The organism is Pantoea deleyi (assembly GCF_022647325.1).
Taxonomy (GTDB): domain Bacteria; phylum Pseudomonadota; class Gammaproteobacteria; order Enterobacterales; family Enterobacteriaceae; genus Pantoea; species Pantoea deleyi.
In genome coordinates this window covers 839,503-860,755 of sequence record NZ_CP071405.1, presented here as the reverse complement: position 1 = coordinate 860,755, position 21,253 = coordinate 839,503, and the positions used below count along the sequence as shown (strand labels likewise).

Below are 21,253 nucleotides of genomic sequence, written 5' to 3'. Positions count from 1 at the left end.
GCTCCTTATGCTGTTTTGCGGCCAAATGCCGGGCGCTTGCGATCAAACGTCCAGCCCGGGATCAGATACTGCATCGCCGTCGCGTCGTTTCGCGCCCCGGCGGGCAGAGCGTGATAAAGCTGGCTGGCTTTATTCACCTGATCCCAGTCAAGCTCGACACCCAGACCCGGTGCCTCCGGCACGGCGATCTTACCGTTGCGAATCTGCAGCGGATTTTTCGTCAGGCGCTGATCGCCCTCCTGCCAGATCCAGTGCGTATCAATCGCCGTCGGGTTGCCCGGCGCGGCGGCGCCGACATGGGTAAACATCGCCAGCGAAATATCGAAGTGATTGTTGGAGTGACAGCCCCAGGTCAGCCCCCACTCGTCGCACAGCTGGGCTACCCGCACCGCCCCGCTGAGCGTCCAGAAGTGGGGATCGGCCAGCGGGATATCGACCGCGTTGAGCATCACCGCGTGGTTCATCTCACGCCAGTTGGTGGCGATCATATTGGTGGCGACCGGCAGGCCGGTGGCGCGCCGGAACTCGGCCATCACTTCGCGTCCCGAATAGCCCTGTTCCGCACCGCAGGGATCTTCGGCGTAGCTCAGCACATCCTGCATCCCCTTACAGAGCGCTATCGCCTCATCCAGCCGCCAGGCGCCGTTGGGATCGACCGTGATGCGGGCGTCGGGGAAGCGCTGTTTCAGCGCCGCCGCCGTCGCGATCTCCTGCTCACCCGGCAGCACGCCGCCCTTGAGCTTGAAGTCTCTGAAGCCATACTTATCCTGTGCCGCCTCGGCCAGCCTGACGACAGCCTCACTGGTCAGCGCCTCCTGATGACGCAGGTGATACCAGTCGTGCGTAGCCTGCTCTCCCGACTGATAGGGCAGATCGGTTTTGCGGCGGTCGCCGAGATAGAACAGATAACCCAGCACCGTGACCTCGTCCCGCTGTTTGCCCGGTCCCAGCAGCTCGGCCACCGGCACGCCCAGGCACTGTCCCAGCAGGTCAAGCAGCGCCGCTTCCAGCGCCGCGACCGCATTGACCCGCAGCTCAAAGGTCCAGGCACCGTTGCCAAAGGTGGTGAAATCAGCCGACTGGTTGCCCTGATGGACCTGCTGCACCAGACGATTCATCCGGGCGATCTGCTGACCTTTTACCTGCGGAATGGCCGCGACCAGCGTCTGATAGATGGTGTCGCCGCCGGGCGCTTCACCGACGCCGGTGTGTCCGGCGCTATCGGTGAGCACCACCAGGTTACGGGTGAAGCAGGCGTTGTGCGCGCCGCCAATGTTAAGCAGCATGCTGTCGTAGCCCGCGACCGGAATGACCTGCATCGCCGTGATTACCGGTGAGCTTTGTGTGTTCATGAGGCGTCCTTACCGGTCCAGGGTTTCAGTTCGACACGCCTGATGTCACCGGCGATCACCAGGAAGCTGAATGCGGCGACAAAGGCATGGATGCCGACGTAGAGCAGCGCCCCTTCAAAGGATCCGCTGGTGGCAATGATGTAGCCGATGGCGATAGGCGTCACGATGCCGGAGAAGTTACCGAACATGTTGAACAGACCGCCGCTCAGGCCGCTGATCTCTTTCGGTGCCGTATCCGCCATCACCGCCCAGCCCAGCGCGCCAATGCCTTTGCCGAAGAACGCCAGCGCCATAAAGAACACCACCATCCATTCGGTGTCGGTGTAGTTACACATCACCATCGAAATAGAGAGCAGCATGCCCAGCACAATAGGGGTTTTCCGCGCGATATTCAGCGAACCGGTTTTGCGCATCAGCCAGTCGGAGATCACCCCGCCCAGCACGCCGCCGAGGAAGCCACACACCGCCGGAACCGAGGCAACGAAGCCCGCTTTCAGGATCGACATGCCGCGCGCCTGCACCAGATAGACCGGGAACCAAGTGATAAAAAAGTAGGTTAAGGCGTTAACACAATACTGACCGAGGTAGATCCCCAGCATCATGCGGGAAGTGAGCAGCTGCTTGATCTGAAACCACTTCTCACTCCAGCTTATTTTGCGGGTCTCTTTTCTGGCGTCCATGTTGATCAGCGCACCGCCCTGCTCCATGTACGCCAGTTCGGCTTTATTGACGCCGGGATGGTCATTAGGATCGTGGATCACCTTCAGCCAGATGAAACTGAGGATGATGCCCAGCCCGCCCATAAACCAGAACACATGCGCCCAGCCCACTTCGGAGACCAGCCAGCCCATGATGGGCGCGAAGATCACAGTGGCGAAGTACTGTGCCGAGTTGAAGATCGCCACGGCCGTGCCACGCTCCTGCGCCGGGAACCAGGCCGCCACGATGCGGCTGTTGCCGGGGAAGGAGGGCGCTTCGGCCAGACCGACCAGGAAACGCAGAATGAACAGCGACATGACGATGCCAAAGCCGCTGAAGATATCGACGAAGCCCTGCAGCAGGGTGAACAGCGACCAGGTGAAGATGCTCCAGAAATAGACCCGTTTCGATCCGAAGCGGTCGAGCAGCCAGCCGCCCGGGATCTGACCGATCACATAAGCCCATGAGAAGGCAGAGAAGATATAGCCGAGTCCGACTGAATCCAGGCCGATATCTTTAGACATCGCCGAACCGGCAATGGAAATGGTGGCGCGGTCACCGTAGTTGAATGAGGTGACGATAAACAACATCACCACAATCCAGTAACGGGCGTTGGTGCGTTTCTGCACCGTTTCCGCGGTCTGGCTGAAACTATTCATGATGCACTCCTGAAATATAGCGTGAGCTACATTCGCTCTGACTGCATACACATCGCGTTGGGTATCAGAGAGAAGTTGGGTTAAACACGGCGATTTTTTGTTCTGGCAAACCTTTATTTATTCACCCGGCGTCTGGCGAATGCGGCGATTCAGGCGCCCTGTCGCCTTTTCCGGATGAGTAATACGTCGTGACAGATAACCTGACTTTGGCTAACGGGACTCAGTATAGGAACAGCCTGCGGCCAGCACATTGGCGCATTGCCCTGGAATAACGAAGGTGTGGAAGGGATTCTCTTGCGGATGCACAAAAGCCTGCGGGATGGCTCACGAAAGTGCGTTTTTCATCGTCGATCAGCGCCTCTGGTAACGCTTTCCCCCGCTGTTTGTGAGGGTCTTCACTTGCTTTTGGATAACCGACCCAAAACCAGGGAATGAATCTCCTGAATGGTGGACATTTGCACAATGCGCGCTCCGGCGCTGCTCCTTATACTGAAGCTGGCAAACCCCGTGTGACAGGTCAAATCATTACAGCGTGCCGCATCACGCCGGCACGACAGAGGTAAGGTAAGCGATGAATCCTAAAACAGATGAACGACCGCTCTATATCAAAGTCCATGAGCACGACAACGTGGCCATTGTGGTAAACAGCCTGGGTCTGCCCGCCGGAACCCGGTTTGCTGACGGGCTGACGCTGACGGAGCATGTGCCACAGGGTCACAAGGTAGCGCTGAGTGCAATCCGCCAGGGCGAGGCGATCCTGCGTTATGGCGAAGTGATTGGCTATGCGCTGCGGGATATCGCTCAGGGGAGCTGGATTGATGAGTCGCTGGTCGCGCTGCCGGATGCCCCGCCGCTGGCCAGCCTGCCGCTGGCCACACAGGTGCCGCCTGCCCTGCCGCCGCTGGAGGGCTATACCTTCGAGGGCTACCGCAATGCGGATGGCAGCGTCGGCACGCGCAATCTGCTCGGCATAACCACCAGCGTGCACTGCGTGGCGGGCGTGGTCGATCATGTCGTACAGATTATTGAGCGGGAGCTGCTGCCGCGTTATCCCAACGTAGATGGCGTGGTCGCCCTGAATCACCTCTATGGCTGCGGCGTCGCAATCAACGCGCCCGCGGCGGTGGTGCCGATTCGCACTATTCATAACCTGGCGCTGAACGCCAATTTCGGCGGCGAAGTGATGGTCGTCGGCCTGGGCTGTGAGAAGTTACAGCCGGAGCGTCTGCTGACCGGCACCGCTGACGTGCAGGCGATCTCACTGGACGACAGCGACATCGTGCGTCTGCAGGATGAAAAGCTGGTGGGTTTCGGTGCGATGGTACAGGAGATCCTGCAGGTCGCGGAGCGGCATCTTCAGCGGCTGAATCAGCGCCAGCGCGAAACCTGCCCCGCGGCCGAGCTGATTGTCGGCATGCAGTGTGGCGGCAGCGATGCGTTCTCCGGCGTGACGGCCAACCCGGCAGTGGGCTTTGCCTCCGATCTGCTGGTGCGCTGTGGCGCAACGGTGATGTTCTCGGAAGTGACCGAGGTTCGCGATGCGATTCATCTGCTGACGCCGCGGGTAATCAATCAGGAGGTCGGTAAGCGCTTGCTGGAGGAGATGGCCTGGTATGATGACTATCTCGACCAGGGACAGACCGATCGCAGTGCGAACCCGTCGCCAGGCAATAAAAAGGGCGGACTCGCCAACGTGGTGGAAAAGGCGCTTGGCTCTATTGCCAAGTCGGGCCGCAGCGCCATTGTCGAAGTGCTCTCACCCGGCCAGCGCCCCACGCGACGCGGCCTGATCTATGCGGCGACCCCCGCCAGCGATTTTGTCTGCGGTACGCAGCAGCTGGCCTCCGGCATTACCCTGCAGGTCTTTACCACGGGCCGCGGAACGCCCTATGGCCTGGCGGCGATCCCGGTGATTAAGATGGCGACACGAAATGCGCTGGCTGAGCGCTGGCACGATCTGATGGATATCAATGCCGGGACGATCGCCACCGGCGAAGAGAGTATTGAACAGGTGGGCTGGCGACTGTTTGAACTGATTCTGGATATCGCCAGCGGCCGCAAGCAGACCTGGTCCGATCGCTGGGGGATCCGTAATCAGCTGGCGGTATTTAATCCGGCGCCGGTCACCTGATCGTGCGGCGCCCGGGCCGGGCTTATCTGCGGACGGCCAGCCGCGATAAGCCTGGCGGCGGCGTCAGAGCTGTGCCCCCCAGGCCTCAACCCAGGGCGAGGTGACCACTTCCGGCTCCGGATTTTCCGTGGCATCCACCAGCAGCGTCTCGCCAACCCGCTGTGCGCCCTGCTCCTGCAGCAGCGCATCGAAGGCTTTGCCCGCGCCACAAAAATGCTCATAGCTGCTGTCACCCAGCGCAATTACGCCATAGCGCAGCGCAGGCTGATGTCCCAGCTTATCTTTAATCGCGTGGAACAGACCGGAAAGGGTGTCGGGAAAATCGCCCTGACCGGTGGTCGAGGTGATGATCAACGCCACATCGTGACTAAACGCCTGCCAGTCGGCCAGCGTCGCATCCTCAAACAGGGTCACGCTGTGTCCCTGCTGCTGCAGAATCGGTTCCGCCTCTTCCGCCGCCAGCAGCGCATTGCCGTATACCGTGCCTACAAAAATGCCAATCTTTGCCATCTGCTTTCTCCCTTATTCTGAAACCTTATCCTCGCCTGGCGCGGCGGCAAACTCAACCCGCGGCACCTCCGGCAGCGTATCCTGCCAGCCAAACTGGCTCATCAGATTCTGCCAGACGCTATCCAGCCCGGCGCGTATCAGCAGAGGCTCACCGGTGACCGGATGGGTCAGCGCCAGGCTGCTGGCGTGCAGCATCAGCCGGTTCGCACCAAAGTGCTGCGCGGCCCCCCGGTTCTGCCGCAGATCGCCGTGCGCCGAATCGCCAATAATCGGATGGCGCAGGTGTGACATATGGCGACGCAGCTGATGCTTGCGGCCGGTGCGGGGTGAGAGTTCGACCAGGCTGTACCGCGAAGTGGAATAACGGCCAATGCCGACCGGCATCTCGGCGGTCGCCATGACCTGATAATCGGTGATCGCCGACTGGGCAGTCAGCGGTTCGCTGGCGTGCTTGTCCGCGATCTTGTCCCGCTCTTCCACCAGCGGATAGTCGAGCGTCCCGCTGCTCTCCAGCCAGCCGCGCAGGACGGCGTGGTAAGTTTTCTGCATCTGATGCTGTTCAAACTGCTGGGACAGCAGCCGACCGACCTCGCTGGAGAGCCCCATCAGCAGCACGCCTGACGTGGGTTTATCCAGCCGATGCGCGGTAAAGACATGCTGGCCGATCTGGTCGCGCACGGTCTGCATCACAAACACCGTTTCATGCCGATCCAGCCAGCTGCGATGAACCAGCCAGCCGCTGGGTTTGTTGACCGCCACCAGCCACTCATCCTGATAGACTATTTCCAGCATCAGTGAGCCGCATCCCGGAGCAGTGCATCGAGCTGACGCAGGGTGAGCAGCAGCGGCGCAATACCCGGTTGATCAGGCACCAGCGCTACTTCGTAATAGGGGGCAACGGCAAAGTTCTGCGGTAACGGATGCTGCGCCGCAATCAGAGCGTGCATCCGCGGGATCAGCACCCACTGCAGCCACTGGAGGGGTTCCAGCGTATCCAGGCAGAAGGGTTCACGGCTGTCCAGCGCGCCTTCCGGCGGCGGCGTACTCTGCCAGAGTTGATGTTCACGCATCACCGCTTCCAGCTGTTCCAGCCTCTGCGTAATCAATTGTTCAGGCGCCATGCGCTACCTCCAGCGAGCCGTCAAAAATGGGCGGCAAGCATACCATTAGTTGGCACAGGCACAAAAAAAGGGAGCACTGTATAAACAGTGCTCCCGGTTCGTTTGCAGCTATCCCGCTACGTTAGTGCTCCCTGCTCTTCCATGACAACTTGTCCCGTGCGAACTCCTGTCGCGCATCGTCCTGATGTATCCTTAGCGTCCTGGCCCACCACCTCTTCTGAGGGGCTCTCATTCTCCATCCTGGAGGTGTCCCTTGCTCAATCCTGAGCGATCCTGTTTCATCCTGAAACCTTCCGTGTGCCGTAAACTCCGTTACGTTCCCGCCTCATGGCTTATCATCGTCCTGACGATTCCGTTTCCTGAGCATCCTGCAGCGAGAAACATTTTGACAGAACGCGTAAAGCGCACAAGGGACTTGCGGCAAAACTTTACGAAATGTGCGGTGCAGTTTCGGATAATCGCCATTAAGTTTATGATTCACAATATTTTTACATTCCGGCCTTCCGGATGTCTCAGGAGCAATGTGGCGATCTCTCACAGTATATGTAAGAGATCTCTCACAAGCGCAGCGGCAGATCACTGAAAGTCAGTTGATAACCGGTTGTAATGACTTAAGAAATATCTCAAGGCTTTCGGCCAGGATCCGGCGCTGTTTTCGCCCCGGCTGCTCCAGAATGACCTCGCCGGTCAGATTCGAGATCGAGACGATCTCCTCTTCGGAATCGGTGGTGGCAATGAACAGCGTCGGCGACTGTCTGAGCCGGCGCTGCATCACCAGATGCCCAATCAGATTCTCCTGCAACCGCACAAAATCCTCTTCACTCCAGACCTGCAACAGGGTCAGCGACTGCTCGCCCAGCGTGGCTCGCATGTCGCCCGCTAACTGCGTGGTGTAGAACGTCGTGATCGACGGCTGAAGCTGAAGATCGATGGCCCGCTCAATGGCATCCAGCGTCGGCGGCAGTGAAAACGGCTGCGGCTGCCAGAGAACCTGCTGGTCGCGATCTTCCCGCGCACAGGGCGACGGCACACCATAGAGATCGCTGCTGGCCGGGGCGTGACCGGTCTGCTGAAGCCAGTGCTGGCAGTAGCGCTGGGTAAAGTCGCGCAACGCGGCGGCAGTTTGCTGCATCATTCATATTCTCACTTCTGATGGGTTACACTTAGCCACTTTGATTAATTTTGGTGGTAACCGCAATGACTACTCACGAACAGGATCAGGCACTCAGCAACCTGACGCTGGGCAAACCCACAGCCTATCACGATCGCTATGATAATGGCTTACTGCAGGCCGTGCCGCGCAGCCTGAACCGTGAACCCCTTGGCCTGTTTCCCGACAGCCTGCCCTTTACCGGCGGCGATATCTGGACCCTGTATGAGCTGTCATGGCTGAACAGCAAGGGCCTGCCGCAGGTCGCCGTGGGTGAAGTGGTGCTGGATGCGCAGAGCCGCAACCTTATCGAGTCCAAGAGTTTCAAACTCTACCTGAACAGCTTCAACCAGACCCGCTTTGCCGACTGGGGCGAGGTGCGTCAGACGCTGGAGCGCGACCTGAGCGCCTGCGCAGAAGGTGAAGTCCGGGTTGCGCTGTTCCGGCTCAGTGAAGTGGAAGGTCAGCCAATCGGGCACTTTGAGGGCTGCTGTATTGATGAGCAGGATATCACCATCGAGGATTATCGCTTCAATGCTGACTATCTGGCCGATGCCGCAGGCAGCGAACGCGTCGAAGAGACCCTGGTCAGCCATCTGCTCAAGTCAAACTGCCTGATCACGAACCAGCCCGACTGGGGTTCGGTGATGATCCGTTACTCAGGCCCGCGCATCGATCGTGAGGCTCTGCTGCGCTATCTGATCTCATTCCGCCAGCACAACGAGTTTCATGAGCAGTGCGTCGAGCGCATCTTTAATGATGTGATGCGTTTCTGTCATCCGGACACCCTGACGGTGTATGCGCGCTACACGCGCCGTGGCGGGCTGGACATCAACCCGTGGCGCACCAATGTGCCCTTCACGCCCGGTTTTTCACGGCTGGTTCGTCAGTAGTTTGCGAGATTTCTCGCAGGCTGCAGGCTGCGCGCGCAGTTCCGCTTGAGCTGTGCAGGCTGACAAGGCTACTCTGGTGATGGCGGCAACGTATGGATGCCGCCCCGGGATTTTCGTCACTGCCGTTGCAGTGCCAACACGCACCCAGGCGGGTGTAAAGGAGCTCATTTGATTACCCACATCAGCCCTCTTGGCTCAATGGATCTGCTCTCGCAGCTGGAAGTCGATATGCTCAAGCGCACAGCCAGCAGCGACCTCTACCAGCTGTTTCGCAATTGCTCTCTGGCCGTGCTTAACTCCGGCAGCCAGACCGACAGCAGCCACGAACTGCTCTCCCGCTTTGAAAATTTCGACATCAATGTGCTGCGCCAGGAGCGCGGCGTGAAACTGGAGCTGATCAATCCGCCGGAAGAGGCGTTTGTGGATGGCCGCATTATCCGCTCGCTGCAGGCGAACCTGTTTGCCGTGCTGCGTGACATCCTGTTTGTCAGCGGACAGCTCAACTCGCCGGGGCGGCTTACCGCAGCCGAAGAGAACGATTCCGTTACGATCACCAACACCGTGTTTTCCATTCTGCGCAATGCGCGGGCCCTGCATATCGGTGAAGATCCCAATACGGTGGTCTGCTGGGGCGGTCACTCCATCAACGCCGTTGAGTATCAGTACTGCCGCAACGTCGGAACGCAGCTCGGATTGCGCGAGCTGAACATCTGTACCGGCTGCGGGCCGGGTGTAATGGAAGCGCCGATGAAAGGCGCCGCGGTCGGCCATGCGCAGCAGCGCTACCGTGACAGCCGCTTTATCGGCCTGACCGAACCCTCAATCATTGCGGCAGAACCGCCGAACCCGCTGGTGAACGAGCTGATCATCATGCCGGACATCGAAAAACGTCTGGAAGCGTTCGTGCGCATCGCGCATGGCATCATCATTTTCCCGGGCGGCGTCGGCACCGCAGAGGAGCTGCTCTATCTGCTGGGCATCCTGATGAATCCGCAGAACAACGACCAGCTGCTGCCGCTGATTCTGACCGGCCCCGAGGAGAGTGCCGACTACTTCCGCGTGCTGGATGATTTCATCGTCAACACGCTGGGCAAACAGGCGCGTAAGCATTATCAGATCATCATCAACGATGCAGCAGAAGTGGCGCGTCTGATGAAGAAAGCGATGCCCCAGGTTAAAGAGAACCGTCGCGAAACCGGCGATGCGTATAGCTTTAACTGGTCGATTCGCATTGAACCCGATCTGCAGGTGCCGTTCCTGCCGACCCACGAGAATATGGCTAACCTCAATCTCTATACCAATCAGGCACCTGAAAAACTGGCTGCCGACCTGCGTCGCGCCTTCTCAGGCATCGTCGCCGGTAACGTCAAAGAGATGGGGATCCGCGAGATCCGTGAGAAGGGCCGCTACAGGCTGCATGGCGATCCCGACATCATGCATCGGATGGATGAACTGCTGCAGGGATTTGTGGCACAGCAACGTATGAAACTGCCCGGCTCCGCCTATATCCCCTGCTACGAAATTATCAAATAAACCAGGAGGCAGCCTGCGGGCTGCCCTTACGCTCATGGCTTTTCATCTTGTTATTATCGATGCCCTCAATCTGATTCGCCGTCTGCACGCGGTGCAGGGTTCGCCCTGCGTGGACGGCTGCGTGGCCGCGCTGCGTCAGGTGCTGGGTCACACCCGACCCACGCACGCGGTCGCCGTGTTTGATGGCGAAGCGCGTCATCAGGGCTGGCGTCACCAGCTGCTGCCCGATTACAAAAGCGGCCGCCCCCCTATGCCCGATGACCTGCAGGCGGAAATTCCGGCGTTGCAGGCGGCCTTTCGCATGGCGGGCGTCAGCTGCTGGATCGCTGGCGATGATGAGGCGGATGACCTCGCGGCCACGCTGGCGGTGAAAATGGCCCAGGCCGGACATCAGGCCACCATTGTCTCCACAGATAAAGGGTACTGTCAGTTGCTGGCACCCGACATCCGCATCCGCGACTATTTTCAGAAACGGTGGCTCGACCTGCCCTTTATTGAAGCGGAATTTGGCGTGGCTCCGGAGCGACTTCCCGACTACTGGGGACTCTGCGGGATCAACAGCAGTAAGATCCCCGGTATCGCCGGCATTGGCCCGAAAAGCGCGAAACAGCTGCTGGCAGAATTTCACACGCTTGAAGGGATCTATCAGCACCTGGAGCAGGTGCCCGCAAAGTGGCGGGAAAAGATTGCGGAAGGCCAGCGCATAGCCGGGATCAGCCGCGAGGTCGCGACGCTGAAGCGGGATCTGGTGTTACAGGGAAACCTGAATACGCTGCGTTATAGCGGCTGAGTGCGGCTGCACTCAGCCCGGCGATTAACGTTCGTCGCGACGGCCACCGATAGCGGCCCAGATCCGGCGTACGTGCACCGTTACCTCTTCGCGATCGTGATAGAGCTGGCGGGCGCGGATCTGCACATTGATGCCCTCATTATCAAAGCGTTCCTGCATCATCGCCAGATTCTGCGTCACCTCTTCGTAACGCTTCTTCATCGGCAGCTTCAGGTTGAAGATCGCTTCGCGGCACCAGCCGTTAACCAGCCAGTCGGTCATCAGGTTAGCCACGCGCACCGGCTTCTCAACCATGTCACACACCAGCCAGCTGATGTTGTTGCGGGGCGGCCGGTATTTAAAGCCATCGGCCTTTTCGTGCATCACCTGGCCGGTATCCATCAGACTCGGCGCCATCGGCCCGTTGTCCACCGCATAGACCATCATGCTGCGCTGAACCAGCTGATAGGTCCAGCCGCCCGGACAGGCACCGAGATCCACCGCATACATGCCGCTGGCTAAACGCTCATCCCACTCATCTTCCGGGATAAAGACGTGAAACGCCTCTTCCAGCTTCAGCGTGGAGCGGCTTGGCGCATCGGCGGGGAACTTAAGCCGTGGGATCCCCATATACAGCGGTGAGCTGTTTTCGCGGAAGGAGTAGCCGACGTAACAGGTGCCTGGCGCAATGAAGAACACATGCACCACCGGGCGTTTCGGGCTCTCATAATTGAGCAGGATCTTACTTTCACGCAGGGCGGCGCGCAGCGGAACGGTGAACTTACGACAGAATTTCGTCAGCTCTTTGGCTTCGTTGGTGTCCGGCACCTCAACACGCAGTTCGCCCCCCTTTTCCACCACGCCGGTCAGCATGCCGACGATCGGGGTGATGCGATCCTCCTGCGGCAGATCACGCAGCAGTTCGCCGACAACCAGCATCTGCCGGGCAAAAATCAGCTCATCAAACGGCAGCTCACGCGCCAGGCGCTCGGCATCTTCGAACTGGTAGCACTCAAACAACACATAACCGGCGTCATCTTTGACCCGCGGAAAACCGTAGATCTCGCGTTCAGCGGCTCTGGCGCTGATCTCAGCTGCACACTCTTTTTCAAAACCGGGACGACAATAGAGTAAAACTTTATTCATGGCGTTCTGCCTTTCGTTTAAGACGCAGCGCGCCAATCAACATCAATACCCAACCGGCGAGGAAACAGACTCCGCCCACTGGCGTGATAAAAACCCAAAACTTCAGATGTGACAGCGCCAGACAATAGAGGCTGCCACTGAACAACACGGTGCCGAGCGCCATCAGCGCACTGCTCCAGTAAAACCAGATATTGGCGCGACGTAACATCGCGGCCCCCAGCCCCATCACCGCTAAGGTGTGATAAGCCTGATATTCCAGCCCGGTATGGATCCAGGCCATTTCAGCTGCGCCAAGCGACCGGCTCAGCACGTGGGCACCAAAGGCGCCAAACGCCACCAGCAGAAACCCGCTGATCGCGGCAAAAATAAACATGGCACGACTGGACATTCACCAATCCTCAGGATGATTTTGCATCTTAATCCAATTAAATCAGGATGTTATTGTTGGTACCGAAAGCGGAATTTTTCTTGTTCTGTTGCGGCTTTTGCCAGGATCCACTGTCGGAAGGCGGCTATTTTACCCAGTTCTGCCTGACTGTCATGACAAACCAGATAAAAAGCATTTTTACTGACCAGCACATCGTTAAATGGGCAGATCAAGCGTCCGGCCTCAATCTCACTCTGCGCCATCACATTGTTCGCCAGCGCGACCCCCTGTCCATGAATGGCTGCCTGCAGCACCATCGCGCTGTGGCTGAAGATCGGTCCCTGCTGCACATTAATATGCTGCAGCCCCAGCTGACGGATATAGGATTGCCAGTCGCGGCGCGAGGCGTCGTGCAGCAGGGTAAAGCGCGACAGATCCATCGGCGTTTTCAGCGGATTGTCGCCGGTCATCAGCGATGGCGAGCAGACCGGCAGCAGATATTCGGCATAGAGTTTTTCGACCCGCAGCCCTGGCCAGTTACCGCGCCCATAGAAAATTGCCACATCGACATCGTCGGCCAGTTTCTCTTCGTCGCGGTCCACGGCCTGGATGCGTACGTCGATCCCCGGATAAGCCATATTAAAGCTGGAGAGACGTGGAACCAGCCACTGAATAGCAAAACTCGGCAGCAGACTGACGGTCAGGGCCCCCTTGGCACTGCGCGCCTGCAGTTTGCGGGTCGCTTCATTGATGGCAGAGAAAATCTCTTTGATATCGAGATAGTAGCTTTGTCCTTCCTCGGTCAGTAACAGCGAACGATTCCTCCGGCGAAACAGCTTTAACCCCAGAAAATCTTCCAGAGATTTTATCTGATGGCTTACAGCAGCCTGGGTGACAAACAGCTCTTCAGCGGCTTTGGTAAAGCTTAAATGGCGTGCGGCTGCGTCAAAAACACGCAGTGCGTTGAGGGGAGGAAGGCGTTTCGACATGGTTTTCCGTATCCGGCGCGGCGAAAAATACGCGGGCTTATACAAAGCGTTTACGTATTAGAATTTTTAATCCGAGGCATTATAATTTGTCCGTTGAGGAACCACCAGCAAATACCTATAGTTGCCGCACTTCCAGAGCCGGAACGAAAAGTTTTTAGATTTGTGAGTGAGTTCGCAGATTTTCTGAAAACTTTTGGCTTGTGGTCGTGATGTTGTGTTTGCAATTTTTGATCCGACGATTGCGGATCGAACTCTTAATTCCTGTAGATTTACCCTGTCTGTCCATAGTGATTTTAAATAGCACCGCAAATTGCGGTGCTTTTTTTTTGCTCTTACTGGCCTGATTCAACCATCTCTTTGACGTCGGAGCGGTTGATCTGCTGCTCGTTGCCATTCGCATCTTTATAGCTGATCATACCGGTGTCGGTATCGACCTTCGGCTTGCCGGCAGCCACAATAGTACGGCCATCATTGGTATGCATAACGTAGTTGCTTGAACAGGCGCTCAGGGTGAAAGCCAGGGTACACACGGCCAGTACTGCGGTAAGTTTATTCATCTGCTATCTCCTTGTAGATTGATTGCATTAAACCGCCCGCGTTACGCTAATCAGAGGCAGCCGAAAAAGTGAGATCGACTACGAAACGTTCCGTCGTTATGCGGGTCTGGTTCAAACCTTGCAATATTCAGCATAACGCGCTTTTTCAGCTTTGCCAGACGCAGACCATTCTTTCAGTTTGGTCCTAATTATTCTCATCATGGACCCGGCATGACCGCATTTAATCCCATCACTTTTCGCCAGCAGTTTCCCGCGCTCACGGACGCCGGGGTTTATCTCGACAGCGCCGCAACCACGCTGAAACCCCACGCCGTCATTGAAAGTACGCAGCAGTTTTACAGCCTCAGTGCCGGTACGGTGCATCGCAGCCAGTTTGCTGCCGCTCAGGCCCTGACGCAGCGCTATGAGCAGGCGCGCCGCCAGGTGGCCCGCTGGCTTAATGCCGCTGACGACCGTGAAATTGTCTGGACGCGCGGCACCACCGAAGCGATAAATCTGGTAGCTAACAGCTGGCTGCGCCCACGCCTGCAGCCGGGTGATGAGATCGTGGTCAGCGAAGCGGAGCATCACGCCAATCTGGTTCCGTGGCTGATGGCCGCCAGAGCCTGCGGTGCCCGCGTCGTGAAATGGCCGTTAGGTCCGGATCGCCTGCCGGATATCAGCCAGTTACCTGCCCTGCTTAACAGCAGGACGCGCCTGCTGGCCGTGAGTCAGATGTCGAACGTTACCGGCGGCTGTCCCGATCTTGGCCAGGCGATAGCGCTGGCCCATGGCGTAGGAGCGAAGGTCATGGTCGACGGCGCGCAGGGCGTGGTGCACTGCCCGCCGGATCTCCAGGCGCTCGACATCGACTTTTACGCCTTTTCCGCCCATAAGATTTACGGGCCGATGGGGATTGGCGCGCTGTATGGCAAGGCGGAGCTGCTGGAGGCGATGGTGCCGTGGCAGGGCGGCGGCAAAATGCTGACCCAGGTCGATTTCAGTGACTTTACCCCGCAGCCGGTGCCCTGGCGTTTTGAGGCGGGCACGCCAAATGTGGCGGGCGTCGTGGGGTTGAGTGCCGCGCTGAGCTGGCTGTCGCAGTATGATCTGCCGCAGGCGGAGCGCTGGAGTCAGCAGCTCGCCACCCAGGCAGAGGAACAGCTGGCGGCACTGCCCGGCTTTCGCAGTTTCCGCTGTGGAAACGCCAGCCTGCTGGCGTTTGAGTTTGAGGGCCTGCATCACAGCGATCTGGTGACGCTGCTGGCGGAACAGGGCATCGCTCTGCGCGCCGGTCAGCACTGTGCGCAGCCGCTGATGGCGGCGCTCGGCGTCAGCGGTACGCTGCGCGCCTCTTTTGCCCCCTATAATCATCTGCAGGATGTTGAAGCGCTGGTGCACGCCATGAAGCATGCCATCTCGCTGTTATTGGAGTTTTAATTATGTGTTCATTGCCGTTAGCGCCACATCCGTTTGGCGCAGAGATCACTGTCGCTACCCTGAAGGAGCGCTTCGGTCGCTTTCATCAGTGGGAAGATCGTTATCGTCAGCTGATTCAGCTGAGCCGCCAGTTGCCCGCGATGCCAGAAGAGCTGAAGCGCGCAGAGATTGAACTGAGCGGGTGTGAGAATCGGGTCTGGCTGGGCAGCCAGCGACAGGCGGCGGGTACGCTGCATTTCTATGGCGACAGCGAAGGACGGATTGTGCGGGGCCTGCTGGCAGTGCTGCTGACCGCGGTTGAGGGGCAGACGCCCCAGCAGCTGCTGGCCAGCGATCCTCTGCAACTCTTTGATGAACTGGGTCTGCGCGCCCAGCTCAGCGCGTCGCGCAGCAGCGGCCTGCAGGCGCTGGCCGCCGCAGTCGAACAGGCCGCGCGTCAGGCGCTGGCGGCGTCCTGACGAACGGCGCGCGCCAGAAACTTCTTCAGCGCATGTGAAACGGCCACAAAGCCAAAGGTGGCCGTCACCATGGTAGCGGCGCCAAAGCCGGATGCGCAATCCATCCGCTTCGGTCCCTCCGCCGTGCTGCGTGAGGCACAGACGCTGCCATCGGCCTGCGGATAGACCAGCGCCTCGGTGGAGAAGACGCAGTCGATGCCCAGTTTACCCTTACTGTTCTTCACCACGCCCAGGTTCCTGAGCCGTTCGCGCAGTTTCGCCGCCAGCGGATCCTGAATGGTCTTTGCCAGATCTGCGACCTGGATCTGCGTCGGATCGATCTGGCCACCCGCGCCACCGGTGGTGATCAGCGGGATCTTATTCCGGCGACACCAGGCGATCAGCGCCGCTTTAGGCCGCACGCTGTCGATGGCGTCGATCACATAATCAAAGCCCGCGGCCATCAGGTCTGCGGTGTTCTCTGGCGTAATAAAGTCATCGATGCAGATCACCTCACAGTCAGGGTTGATGGCACGCAACCGCTCTGCCATCACCTCCGTTTTGGCTTTGCCGACGTTGCCCTGCAGCGCGTGCAGCTGACGGTTAGTATTGGTGATACAGACATCATCCATATCAATCAGGGTGATCTTACCAATTCCGGTGCGCGCCAGCGCCTCCGCCGCCCAGGAGCCGACGCCGCCGATTCCGATGACGCAGAAATGGGCGTCAGCAAACCGTTGCAGCGCAGCCTGACCATAGAGACGCGCCGTGCCGCCAAAGCGCTGATGCCAGGCGTCATTTAACACTTTCATAGTTGAACCTGTAACGTCGTGCGGGCCCGCAGGCCCGCAGAGAAGAAATTAGTTAGCGCCGAGGAGCAGTGAACCATTATTACCGTTTTGCGGGCTGGAGAACAGCGGCTGTCCGGCACCCGGCGCGGCTTTCAGCACCCAGACGCGGCCATAGTGATTATAGAAGCCCGCCAGATGGGCGGCATCCGGGCCGATACCCTGATAAATATCAAAGTGCTGTCCTTTAATCGCGCCGCCCACGTCCAGGGCCACCATCAGGCGCATCTCATATTTGCCGTTGAACTTGCCCTTCTCATTGAGCTGTGGCACTTCCGCCAGCAGCACCGTACCCGGTGGAATGATGGAGCGGTCAGAGGCCACAGACGCTTTGGCGACCAGCGGCACCGCGCTGGCACCGCGCACCGGCGTAAAGGGCTCGGCCTTAAAGAAGACGAATGACGGGTTGGTTTCCAGCAGCGCACGCACTTCCTGTGGCGAGTGCTCCTGCGCCCACTGACGGATCGCCTGCATCGACATATCTTCACGCTTCACTTCGCCGCGGTCGATCAGCTCTTTACCGATGCTGTGATAGCCCCAGCCATTTTTACCGGCGTAACCAAAGAAGGTCATCGGACGGCCATCGCCAAAATCGACATACCCGCTGCCCTGCACATCCATCATGAAGTTATCGATCAGCGAGTTGCTGTAGGCAATCACGTAGCGGTCATCGAGTCCGCCACTGTAGATAGAGGCGCGGCTCGGTAATTTCTCACCACGTTTGCGTGGCGGCATCCGATAGATGGGATACTGGAATTCGCCCTGACGGGTGTAACGCGCTTCCACTACCGGCGTGTAGTAGCCGGTAAACTGCACGTTACCGTAGTTGTCCGTACCCTCCATCTGCCAGGCATTCAGGCCATACTGGCGAAGCTGCCGGGTATCGGCCCCCGCCATCAGCCAGCTCTCAATCGCACTGTAGGTGCCACTCTGACGACCATAGAGCGCCGATGAGGCGGACTGGATCTGGCGCACCTGCTCACCAAAATCCCGGCCATTTACCGGTGCGCCTTTGGCGTTGGGCTGATTCACCAGCGCCAGCGGCTGGTCAAGTTTGCCATCTTTATATTGCTGACCGCGATCGGTCGGTTTAGAGCTACAGGCCGCCAGCAGCGTTATCAACGCGCCAGTGAGTGCATACTTCACCCAATGTGATTTCATTCTCTTCTCTTTTTATAACTGTTCGCCCCGCGACGATAGCAAAGCCCCCGACAGAATGAAATGCATCCGCTTTCACCTTGCGCGGATCAGTTCAATAATTAATCAGATGGGCGGATCCTTCAGCAACTGGCTGTTAATTTGGCCTTTATCTGTAAAAAGGGGTTGCAACAATCAGCGCGGAGAGTATAGTGCGCTTCCACGGACGCGGGGTGGAGCAGCCTGGTAGCTCGTCGGGCTCATAACCCGAAGGTCGTCGGTTCAAATCCGGCCCCCGCAACCAATACTTCTGATGCAGTTTTCAGAAGTCACAATGTGAAAAGTCGCAATGCGCAATACGGACGCGGGGTGGAGCAGCCTGGTAGCTCGTCGGGCTCATAACCCGAAGGTCGTCGGTTCAAATCCGGCCCCCGCAACCAACACTTCTGACGCGGTTTTCAGAAGTCACAATGTGAAGTCAGTATGATACGGACGCGGGGTGGAGCAGCCTGGTAGCTCGTCGGGCTCATAACCCGAAGGTCGTCGGTTCAAATCCGGCCCCCGCAACCAATCATTTAAACACCTGAAAGGGTGTTTTTTTGTTTCTGGCGTTCACGAATCCTCTTTTGCGCCCTCTCCGCCCTGAAAAGCGTGCGGATAGCCCGGGCTACCCGCTTTGCATTACCGATGGGCCAGCGCCGCCCCACTCTCCACATAGGCTTTGATGCCGTCCAGAATCGCCTCGGCGACCTGATGCTGATAGCGGGTGGTTCGCAGTTTACGCTCCTCCTCCACATTACTGATAAAGGCCGTCTCGACCAGAATCGAGGGGATGTCCGGCGCTTTAAGTACCGCAAAACCGGCCTGATCCACCGTGCGCTTATGCAGGTGGTTGATGCGCCCCATGCGATGCAGTACCTCTTTACCGAACTTCAGGCTGTCGTGAATCGTCTGCCGCTGCACCATATCGAACATGGTGTGGTCGAGATAGCGGTCACCGCTTTTGCTGACGCCGCCTATCAGGTCAGATTCGTTCTGCGTCTGCGCCAGAAAACGGGCGGCTGCGGAAGTCGCCCCGCTGGTGGACAGGGCGAACACCGAAGATCCCCGTGCCGCCCGGCTGGTAAACGCATCCGCATGGATGGAGACGAAGAGATCGGCGCGCTGTTTGCGGGCTTTGGCAACCCTGACCCGCAGTGGAATAAAGACATCTTCGTTGCGCGTCATGTAGGCTTTCATGTTGGGCTGTTTGTCGATCAGCGCTTTCAGTCGCCGGCCTATCTTCAGCACAATGTCTTTCTCGCGCGTCTTATATTTGCCGTGCGCGCCCGGATCTTCACCGCCATGACCGGGATCGATCATGATGATAATCGGCCGGTCGCGCCCCGCTTTGCCCGGCAGGGGAGCCTGTACCCCTTCATCTTTTTCCAGATCGCCCTGGTTATAATCTTTCAGCAGCGCCAGCAGCGGATCGTCTTCCACATGATCCTGGCTCGGATAGAGGTCGACCACCAGCCGGTGATTGATCCCGGCAACCGGGGCGAGATTAAAGATTTTCGGCGCGACGTTGCGCTTCAGCTCCAGCACCACGCGCACCGTATTGCTGTCGAACTGGCCGACGCGGGCATTTTTGATAAAGGGATCGTCGACCCGGACCTGCTTATCCACCCCTTTCAGGACCGGATTAAGGTGCAGGCCCTGGATGTCGATCACCAGACGATCGGGATGGGTCAGGGCAAACTGTTTGTACTTCAGCGCAACGCTGGACTCCAGCGTCATCCGTGAATAGGTGGATGAGGGCCAGATCCGCACGGCCACAATGTGGTTTTTAGCCGCCAGCCCTGTGCGGCTGACGCTTAACAGCAGTAAGGCGCCTGTCCCCTGTAAAAATCGTCTGCGTGAAAAATGGGAATTACCGTCCGACATGCCGCTCCAGCTGCTCTGTTATGTCTGAAAAAGCGCCAGTTAATAAAATGGCGGCGAAAACTTTATCCAATCCGCAGCATGATGTCACCCCGGAAACCCTAAATAATGCAGGCTCTTAGCGACTTTGACACCCGAAAAAACGTAAATTTTCGTCAGGATTAAGGCTTGCAAAATCGCCCGCAAAAGCATAAAAATACAGAAAATACGAATAAACATTCACTGAGGGTTGGCCGTGAAGGAACGTAGTACCGAGCTGGTTCAGGGTTTTCGCCATACCGTTCCCTATATCAATGCCCACCGTGGCAAAACCTTTGTCATCATGCTGGGTGGCGAAGCGATTGAGCATGAGAACTTCTCTGGCATCGTCAACGATATCGGCCTGCTGCACAGCCTGGGCATCCGCCTGGTGGTGGTGTATGGCGCCCGGCCGCAGATTGATGCCAGCCTCGCACAGCAGCAGCTGGAGCCGGTTTATCACAAGTTCACAAGGGTCACCGACGCGCAGTCCCTGGAGCTGGTGAAGCAGGCGGCTGGCCGGTTGCAGCTGGATATCACTGCCCGCCTCTCAATGAGCCTTAACAATACGCCGCTGCAGGGCGCGCATATCAATGTCGTCAGCGGCAACTTCATTATTTCACAGCCGCTGGGCGTGGATGACGGCGTCGATTACTGCCACAGCGGGCGTATCCGTCGTATTGACGAAGAGGCGATTCATCGCCAGCTGGATAACGACGCCATTGTGCTGCTGGGTCCGGTGGCGGTTTCCGTGACCGGCGAGAGCTTTAATCTGACCTCAGAAGAGGTGGCCACCCAGCTGGCGATTAAGCTCAAAGCGGAAAAGATGATCGGCTTCTGCTCTGAACAGGGCGTGCTGGACAGTGACGGGGAGATTATCTCCGAGCTGTTCCCGAACGACGCTCAGGCCCGTATTGACGAGATTGAAAAAGAGGGCGACTACCTCTCCGGCACCGTTCGTTTCCTGCGTGGCGCAGTAAAAGCGTGCCGCAGCGGCGTGCGCCGCAGCCACCTGATCAGCTATCAGGAAGATGGCGCGCTGCTGCAGGAACTCTTCTCCCGCGACGGTATCGGCACACAGATCGTGATGGAGTCGGCAGAACAGATCCGCCGCGCCAACATTAACGATATCGGCGGCATCCTTGAACTGATCCGTCCGCTGGAGCAGCAGGGCATTCTGGTGCGCCGCTCGCGCGAGCAGCTGGAGATGGAGATCGACAAGTTCACCATTATTCAGCGCGATAATCTGACCATCGCCTGTGCCGCGCTCTATCCGTTTATGGATGAGAAGATCGGCGAGATGGCCTGTGTGGCGGTGCATCCGGACTATCGCAGCTCGTCACGCGGTGAAATGCTGTTGCAGCGTGTGGCGCTGCAGGCGAAGCAGATGGGGCTGGAAAAACTGTTTGTGTTAACCACCCGCAGCATCCACTGGTTCCAGGAGCGCGGCTTTACCCCGGTCGATATCGAGTCACTGCCGGAGAGTAAAAAAGAGATGTATAACTATCAGCGCCGCTCAAAAGTGCTGATGGCCGACCTCACCTGAGACTCACCGTCATCATCAGGCGACCTGCGGGTCGCCTGCTCCCTGCCCT

The 21,253-nt window shown here is 58.3% G+C and carries 20 protein-coding genes and 3 tRNA genes; 10 read left to right on the top strand and 13 right to left on the bottom strand.

The window, feature by feature from the left end:
* Nucleotides 1-5: 5 nt before the first annotated feature.
* Nucleotides 6-1,352, bottom strand: coding sequence for an enolase C-terminal domain-like protein (locus J1C59_RS04180; RefSeq protein ID WP_128085992.1), 1,347 nt, complete (start codon nt 1,350-1,352; stop codon nt 6-8).
* Nucleotides 1,349-2,710, bottom strand: coding sequence for an MFS transporter (locus J1C59_RS04175; RefSeq protein ID WP_128085993.1), 1,362 nt, complete (start codon nt 2,708-2,710; stop codon nt 1,349-1,351). The genes J1C59_RS04180 and J1C59_RS04175 overlap by 4 nt, the downstream gene beginning before the upstream one ends.
* Before the next feature lie 571 nt (nt 2,711-3,281).
* On the opposite strand from J1C59_RS04175, the gene garD reads away from it, so the two are divergent.
* Complete coding sequence (gene garD / locus J1C59_RS04170) at nt 3,282-4,841, top strand: galactarate dehydratase (RefSeq protein WP_140917286.1); 1,560 nt, start codon at nt 3,282-3,284, stop codon at nt 4,839-4,841.
* 63 nt (nt 4,842-4,904) lie between these two features.
* Here garD and J1C59_RS04165 read toward each other — a convergent pair whose 3' ends face one another.
* From J1C59_RS04165 to syd, 4 genes are all read right to left on the bottom strand, one after another.
* The gene (locus tag J1C59_RS04165; protein ID WP_128085994.1) at nt 4,905-5,351 is read right to left on the bottom strand and encodes a flavodoxin; all 447 of its coding nucleotides are present in this window, start codon (nt 5,349-5,351) and stop codon (nt 4,905-4,907) included.
* Between the two features lie 12 nt (nt 5,352-5,363).
* On the bottom strand, nt 5,364-6,143 hold the full coding sequence (gene truC, locus J1C59_RS04160; protein WP_128085995.1) for a tRNA pseudouridine(65) synthase TruC: 780 nt from the start codon (nt 6,141-6,143) through the stop codon (nt 5,364-5,366).
* Entirely contained in the window at nt 6,143-6,472 is a 330-nt protein-coding gene (locus tag J1C59_RS04155; RefSeq protein ID WP_128085996.1) for a YqcC family protein, read from the bottom strand. Before J1C59_RS04155 ends, truC begins: the two co-directional genes overlap by 1 nt.
* A 586-nt stretch (nt 6,473-7,058) precedes the next feature.
* Complete coding sequence (gene syd, locus J1C59_RS04150) at nt 7,059-7,607, bottom strand: SecY-interacting protein (protein ID WP_128085997.1); 549 nt, start codon at nt 7,605-7,607, stop codon at nt 7,059-7,061.
* 62 nt (nt 7,608-7,669) lie between these two features.
* Here syd and queF point away from each other — a divergent pair, with 62 nt between their 5' ends.
* The 3 genes from queF (at nt 7,670) to xni (ending at nt 10,838) form a co-directional block, all read left to right on the top strand.
* The gene (gene queF, locus J1C59_RS04145) at nt 7,670-8,515 is read left to right on the top strand and encodes an NADPH-dependent 7-cyano-7-deazaguanine reductase QueF (RefSeq protein WP_128085998.1); all 846 of its coding nucleotides are present in this window, start codon (nt 7,670-7,672) and stop codon (nt 8,513-8,515) included.
* A gap of 168 nt (nt 8,516-8,683) precedes the next feature.
* Nucleotides 8,684-10,048 (top strand): nucleotide 5'-monophosphate nucleosidase PpnN, encoded by a 1,365-nt coding sequence (gene ppnN / locus J1C59_RS04140; protein ID WP_128085999.1) that lies wholly within the window; start codon nt 8,684-8,686, stop codon nt 10,046-10,048.
* A gap of 34 nt (nt 10,049-10,082) precedes the next feature.
* Nucleotides 10,083-10,838 carry a flap endonuclease Xni gene (gene xni / locus J1C59_RS04135; protein WP_128086000.1) on the top strand — a complete coding sequence of 252 codons (756 nt, stop codon included), beginning with the start codon at nt 10,083-10,085 and terminating at the stop codon, nt 10,836-10,838.
* A gap of 24 nt (nt 10,839-10,862) precedes the next feature.
* On the opposite strand, the gene rlmM is transcribed toward xni, so the two are convergent.
* The 4 genes from rlmM to J1C59_RS04115 all read right to left on the bottom strand — a co-directional run bounded on the left by rlmM (nt 10,863) and on the right by J1C59_RS04115 (nt 13,876).
* A complete protein-coding gene (rlmM, locus tag J1C59_RS04130) occupies nt 10,863-11,963 on the bottom strand; it encodes a 23S rRNA (cytidine(2498)-2'-O)-methyltransferase RlmM (protein ID WP_128086001.1) in 1,101 nt (366 codons plus the stop codon).
* Nucleotides 11,956-12,351 (bottom strand): DUF423 domain-containing protein, encoded by a 396-nt coding sequence (locus J1C59_RS04125; RefSeq protein WP_111141923.1) that lies wholly within the window; start codon nt 12,349-12,351, stop codon nt 11,956-11,958. Before J1C59_RS04125 ends, rlmM begins: the two co-directional genes overlap by 8 nt.
* A gap of 50 nt (nt 12,352-12,401) precedes the next feature.
* On the bottom strand, nt 12,402-13,319 hold the full coding sequence (locus J1C59_RS04120; RefSeq protein WP_046102471.1) for a transcriptional regulator GcvA: 918 nt from the start codon (nt 13,317-13,319) through the stop codon (nt 12,402-12,404).
* Between the two features lie 332 nt (nt 13,320-13,651).
* Nucleotides 13,652-13,876, bottom strand: a complete 225-nt coding sequence (locus J1C59_RS04115; protein WP_128086002.1) for a YgdI/YgdR family lipoprotein — start codon at nt 13,874-13,876, stop codon at nt 13,652-13,654.
* A gap of 210 nt (nt 13,877-14,086) precedes the next feature.
* Between J1C59_RS04115 and csdA the strand changes: the two genes are divergently transcribed.
* Both csdA and csdE read left to right on the top strand, forming a co-directional pair.
* Entirely contained in the window at nt 14,087-15,295 is a 1,209-nt protein-coding gene (gene csdA, locus J1C59_RS04110; RefSeq protein ID WP_128086003.1) for a cysteine desulfurase CsdA, read from the top strand.
* A gap of 2 nt (nt 15,296-15,297) precedes the next feature.
* Nucleotides 15,298-15,753: a cysteine desulfurase sulfur acceptor subunit CsdE gene (gene csdE / locus J1C59_RS04105; protein ID WP_140917287.1), complete on the top strand. Its 456-nt coding sequence runs from the start codon at nt 15,298-15,300 to the stop codon at nt 15,751-15,753.
* Here the strand turns inward: csdE and tcdA are convergent.
* Both tcdA and mltA read right to left on the bottom strand, forming a co-directional pair.
* Nucleotides 15,732-16,544, bottom strand: coding sequence for a tRNA cyclic N6-threonylcarbamoyladenosine(37) synthase TcdA (gene tcdA / locus J1C59_RS04100; protein ID WP_128086715.1), 813 nt, complete (start codon nt 16,542-16,544; stop codon nt 15,732-15,734). The two genes, csdE and tcdA, sit on opposite strands and share 22 nt — an antisense overlap.
* A gap of 48 nt (nt 16,545-16,592) precedes the next feature.
* Nucleotides 16,593-17,741 (bottom strand): murein transglycosylase A, encoded by a 1,149-nt coding sequence (mltA, locus tag J1C59_RS04095; protein WP_128086714.1) that lies wholly within the window; start codon nt 17,739-17,741, stop codon nt 16,593-16,595.
* Between the two features lie 203 nt (nt 17,742-17,944).
* Here mltA and J1C59_RS04090 point away from each other — a divergent pair.
* The 3 genes from J1C59_RS04090 (at nt 17,945) to J1C59_RS04080 (ending at nt 18,287) form a co-directional block, all read left to right on the top strand.
* Nucleotides 17,945-18,021 (top strand) — tRNA-Met (locus J1C59_RS04090).
* 59 nt (nt 18,022-18,080) lie between these two features.
* Nucleotides 18,081-18,157 (top strand) — tRNA-Met (locus tag J1C59_RS04085).
* Between the two features lie 53 nt (nt 18,158-18,210).
* Nucleotides 18,211-18,287: transfer RNA gene (locus tag J1C59_RS04080), tRNA-Met, on the top strand.
* 111 nt (nt 18,288-18,398) lie between these two features.
* Here J1C59_RS04080 and amiC read toward each other — a convergent pair.
* Entirely contained in the window at nt 18,399-19,643 is a 1,245-nt protein-coding gene (gene amiC, locus J1C59_RS04075) for an N-acetylmuramoyl-L-alanine amidase AmiC (RefSeq protein WP_128086713.1), read from the bottom strand.
* Nucleotides 19,644-19,875: 232 nt separating this feature from the next.
* Between amiC and argA the strand changes: the two genes are divergently transcribed.
* The gene (gene argA, locus J1C59_RS04070) at nt 19,876-21,204 is read left to right on the top strand and encodes an amino-acid N-acetyltransferase (protein ID WP_128086712.1); all 1,329 of its coding nucleotides are present in this window, start codon (nt 19,876-19,878) and stop codon (nt 21,202-21,204) included.
* Nucleotides 21,205-21,253 lie beyond the last annotated feature (49 nt).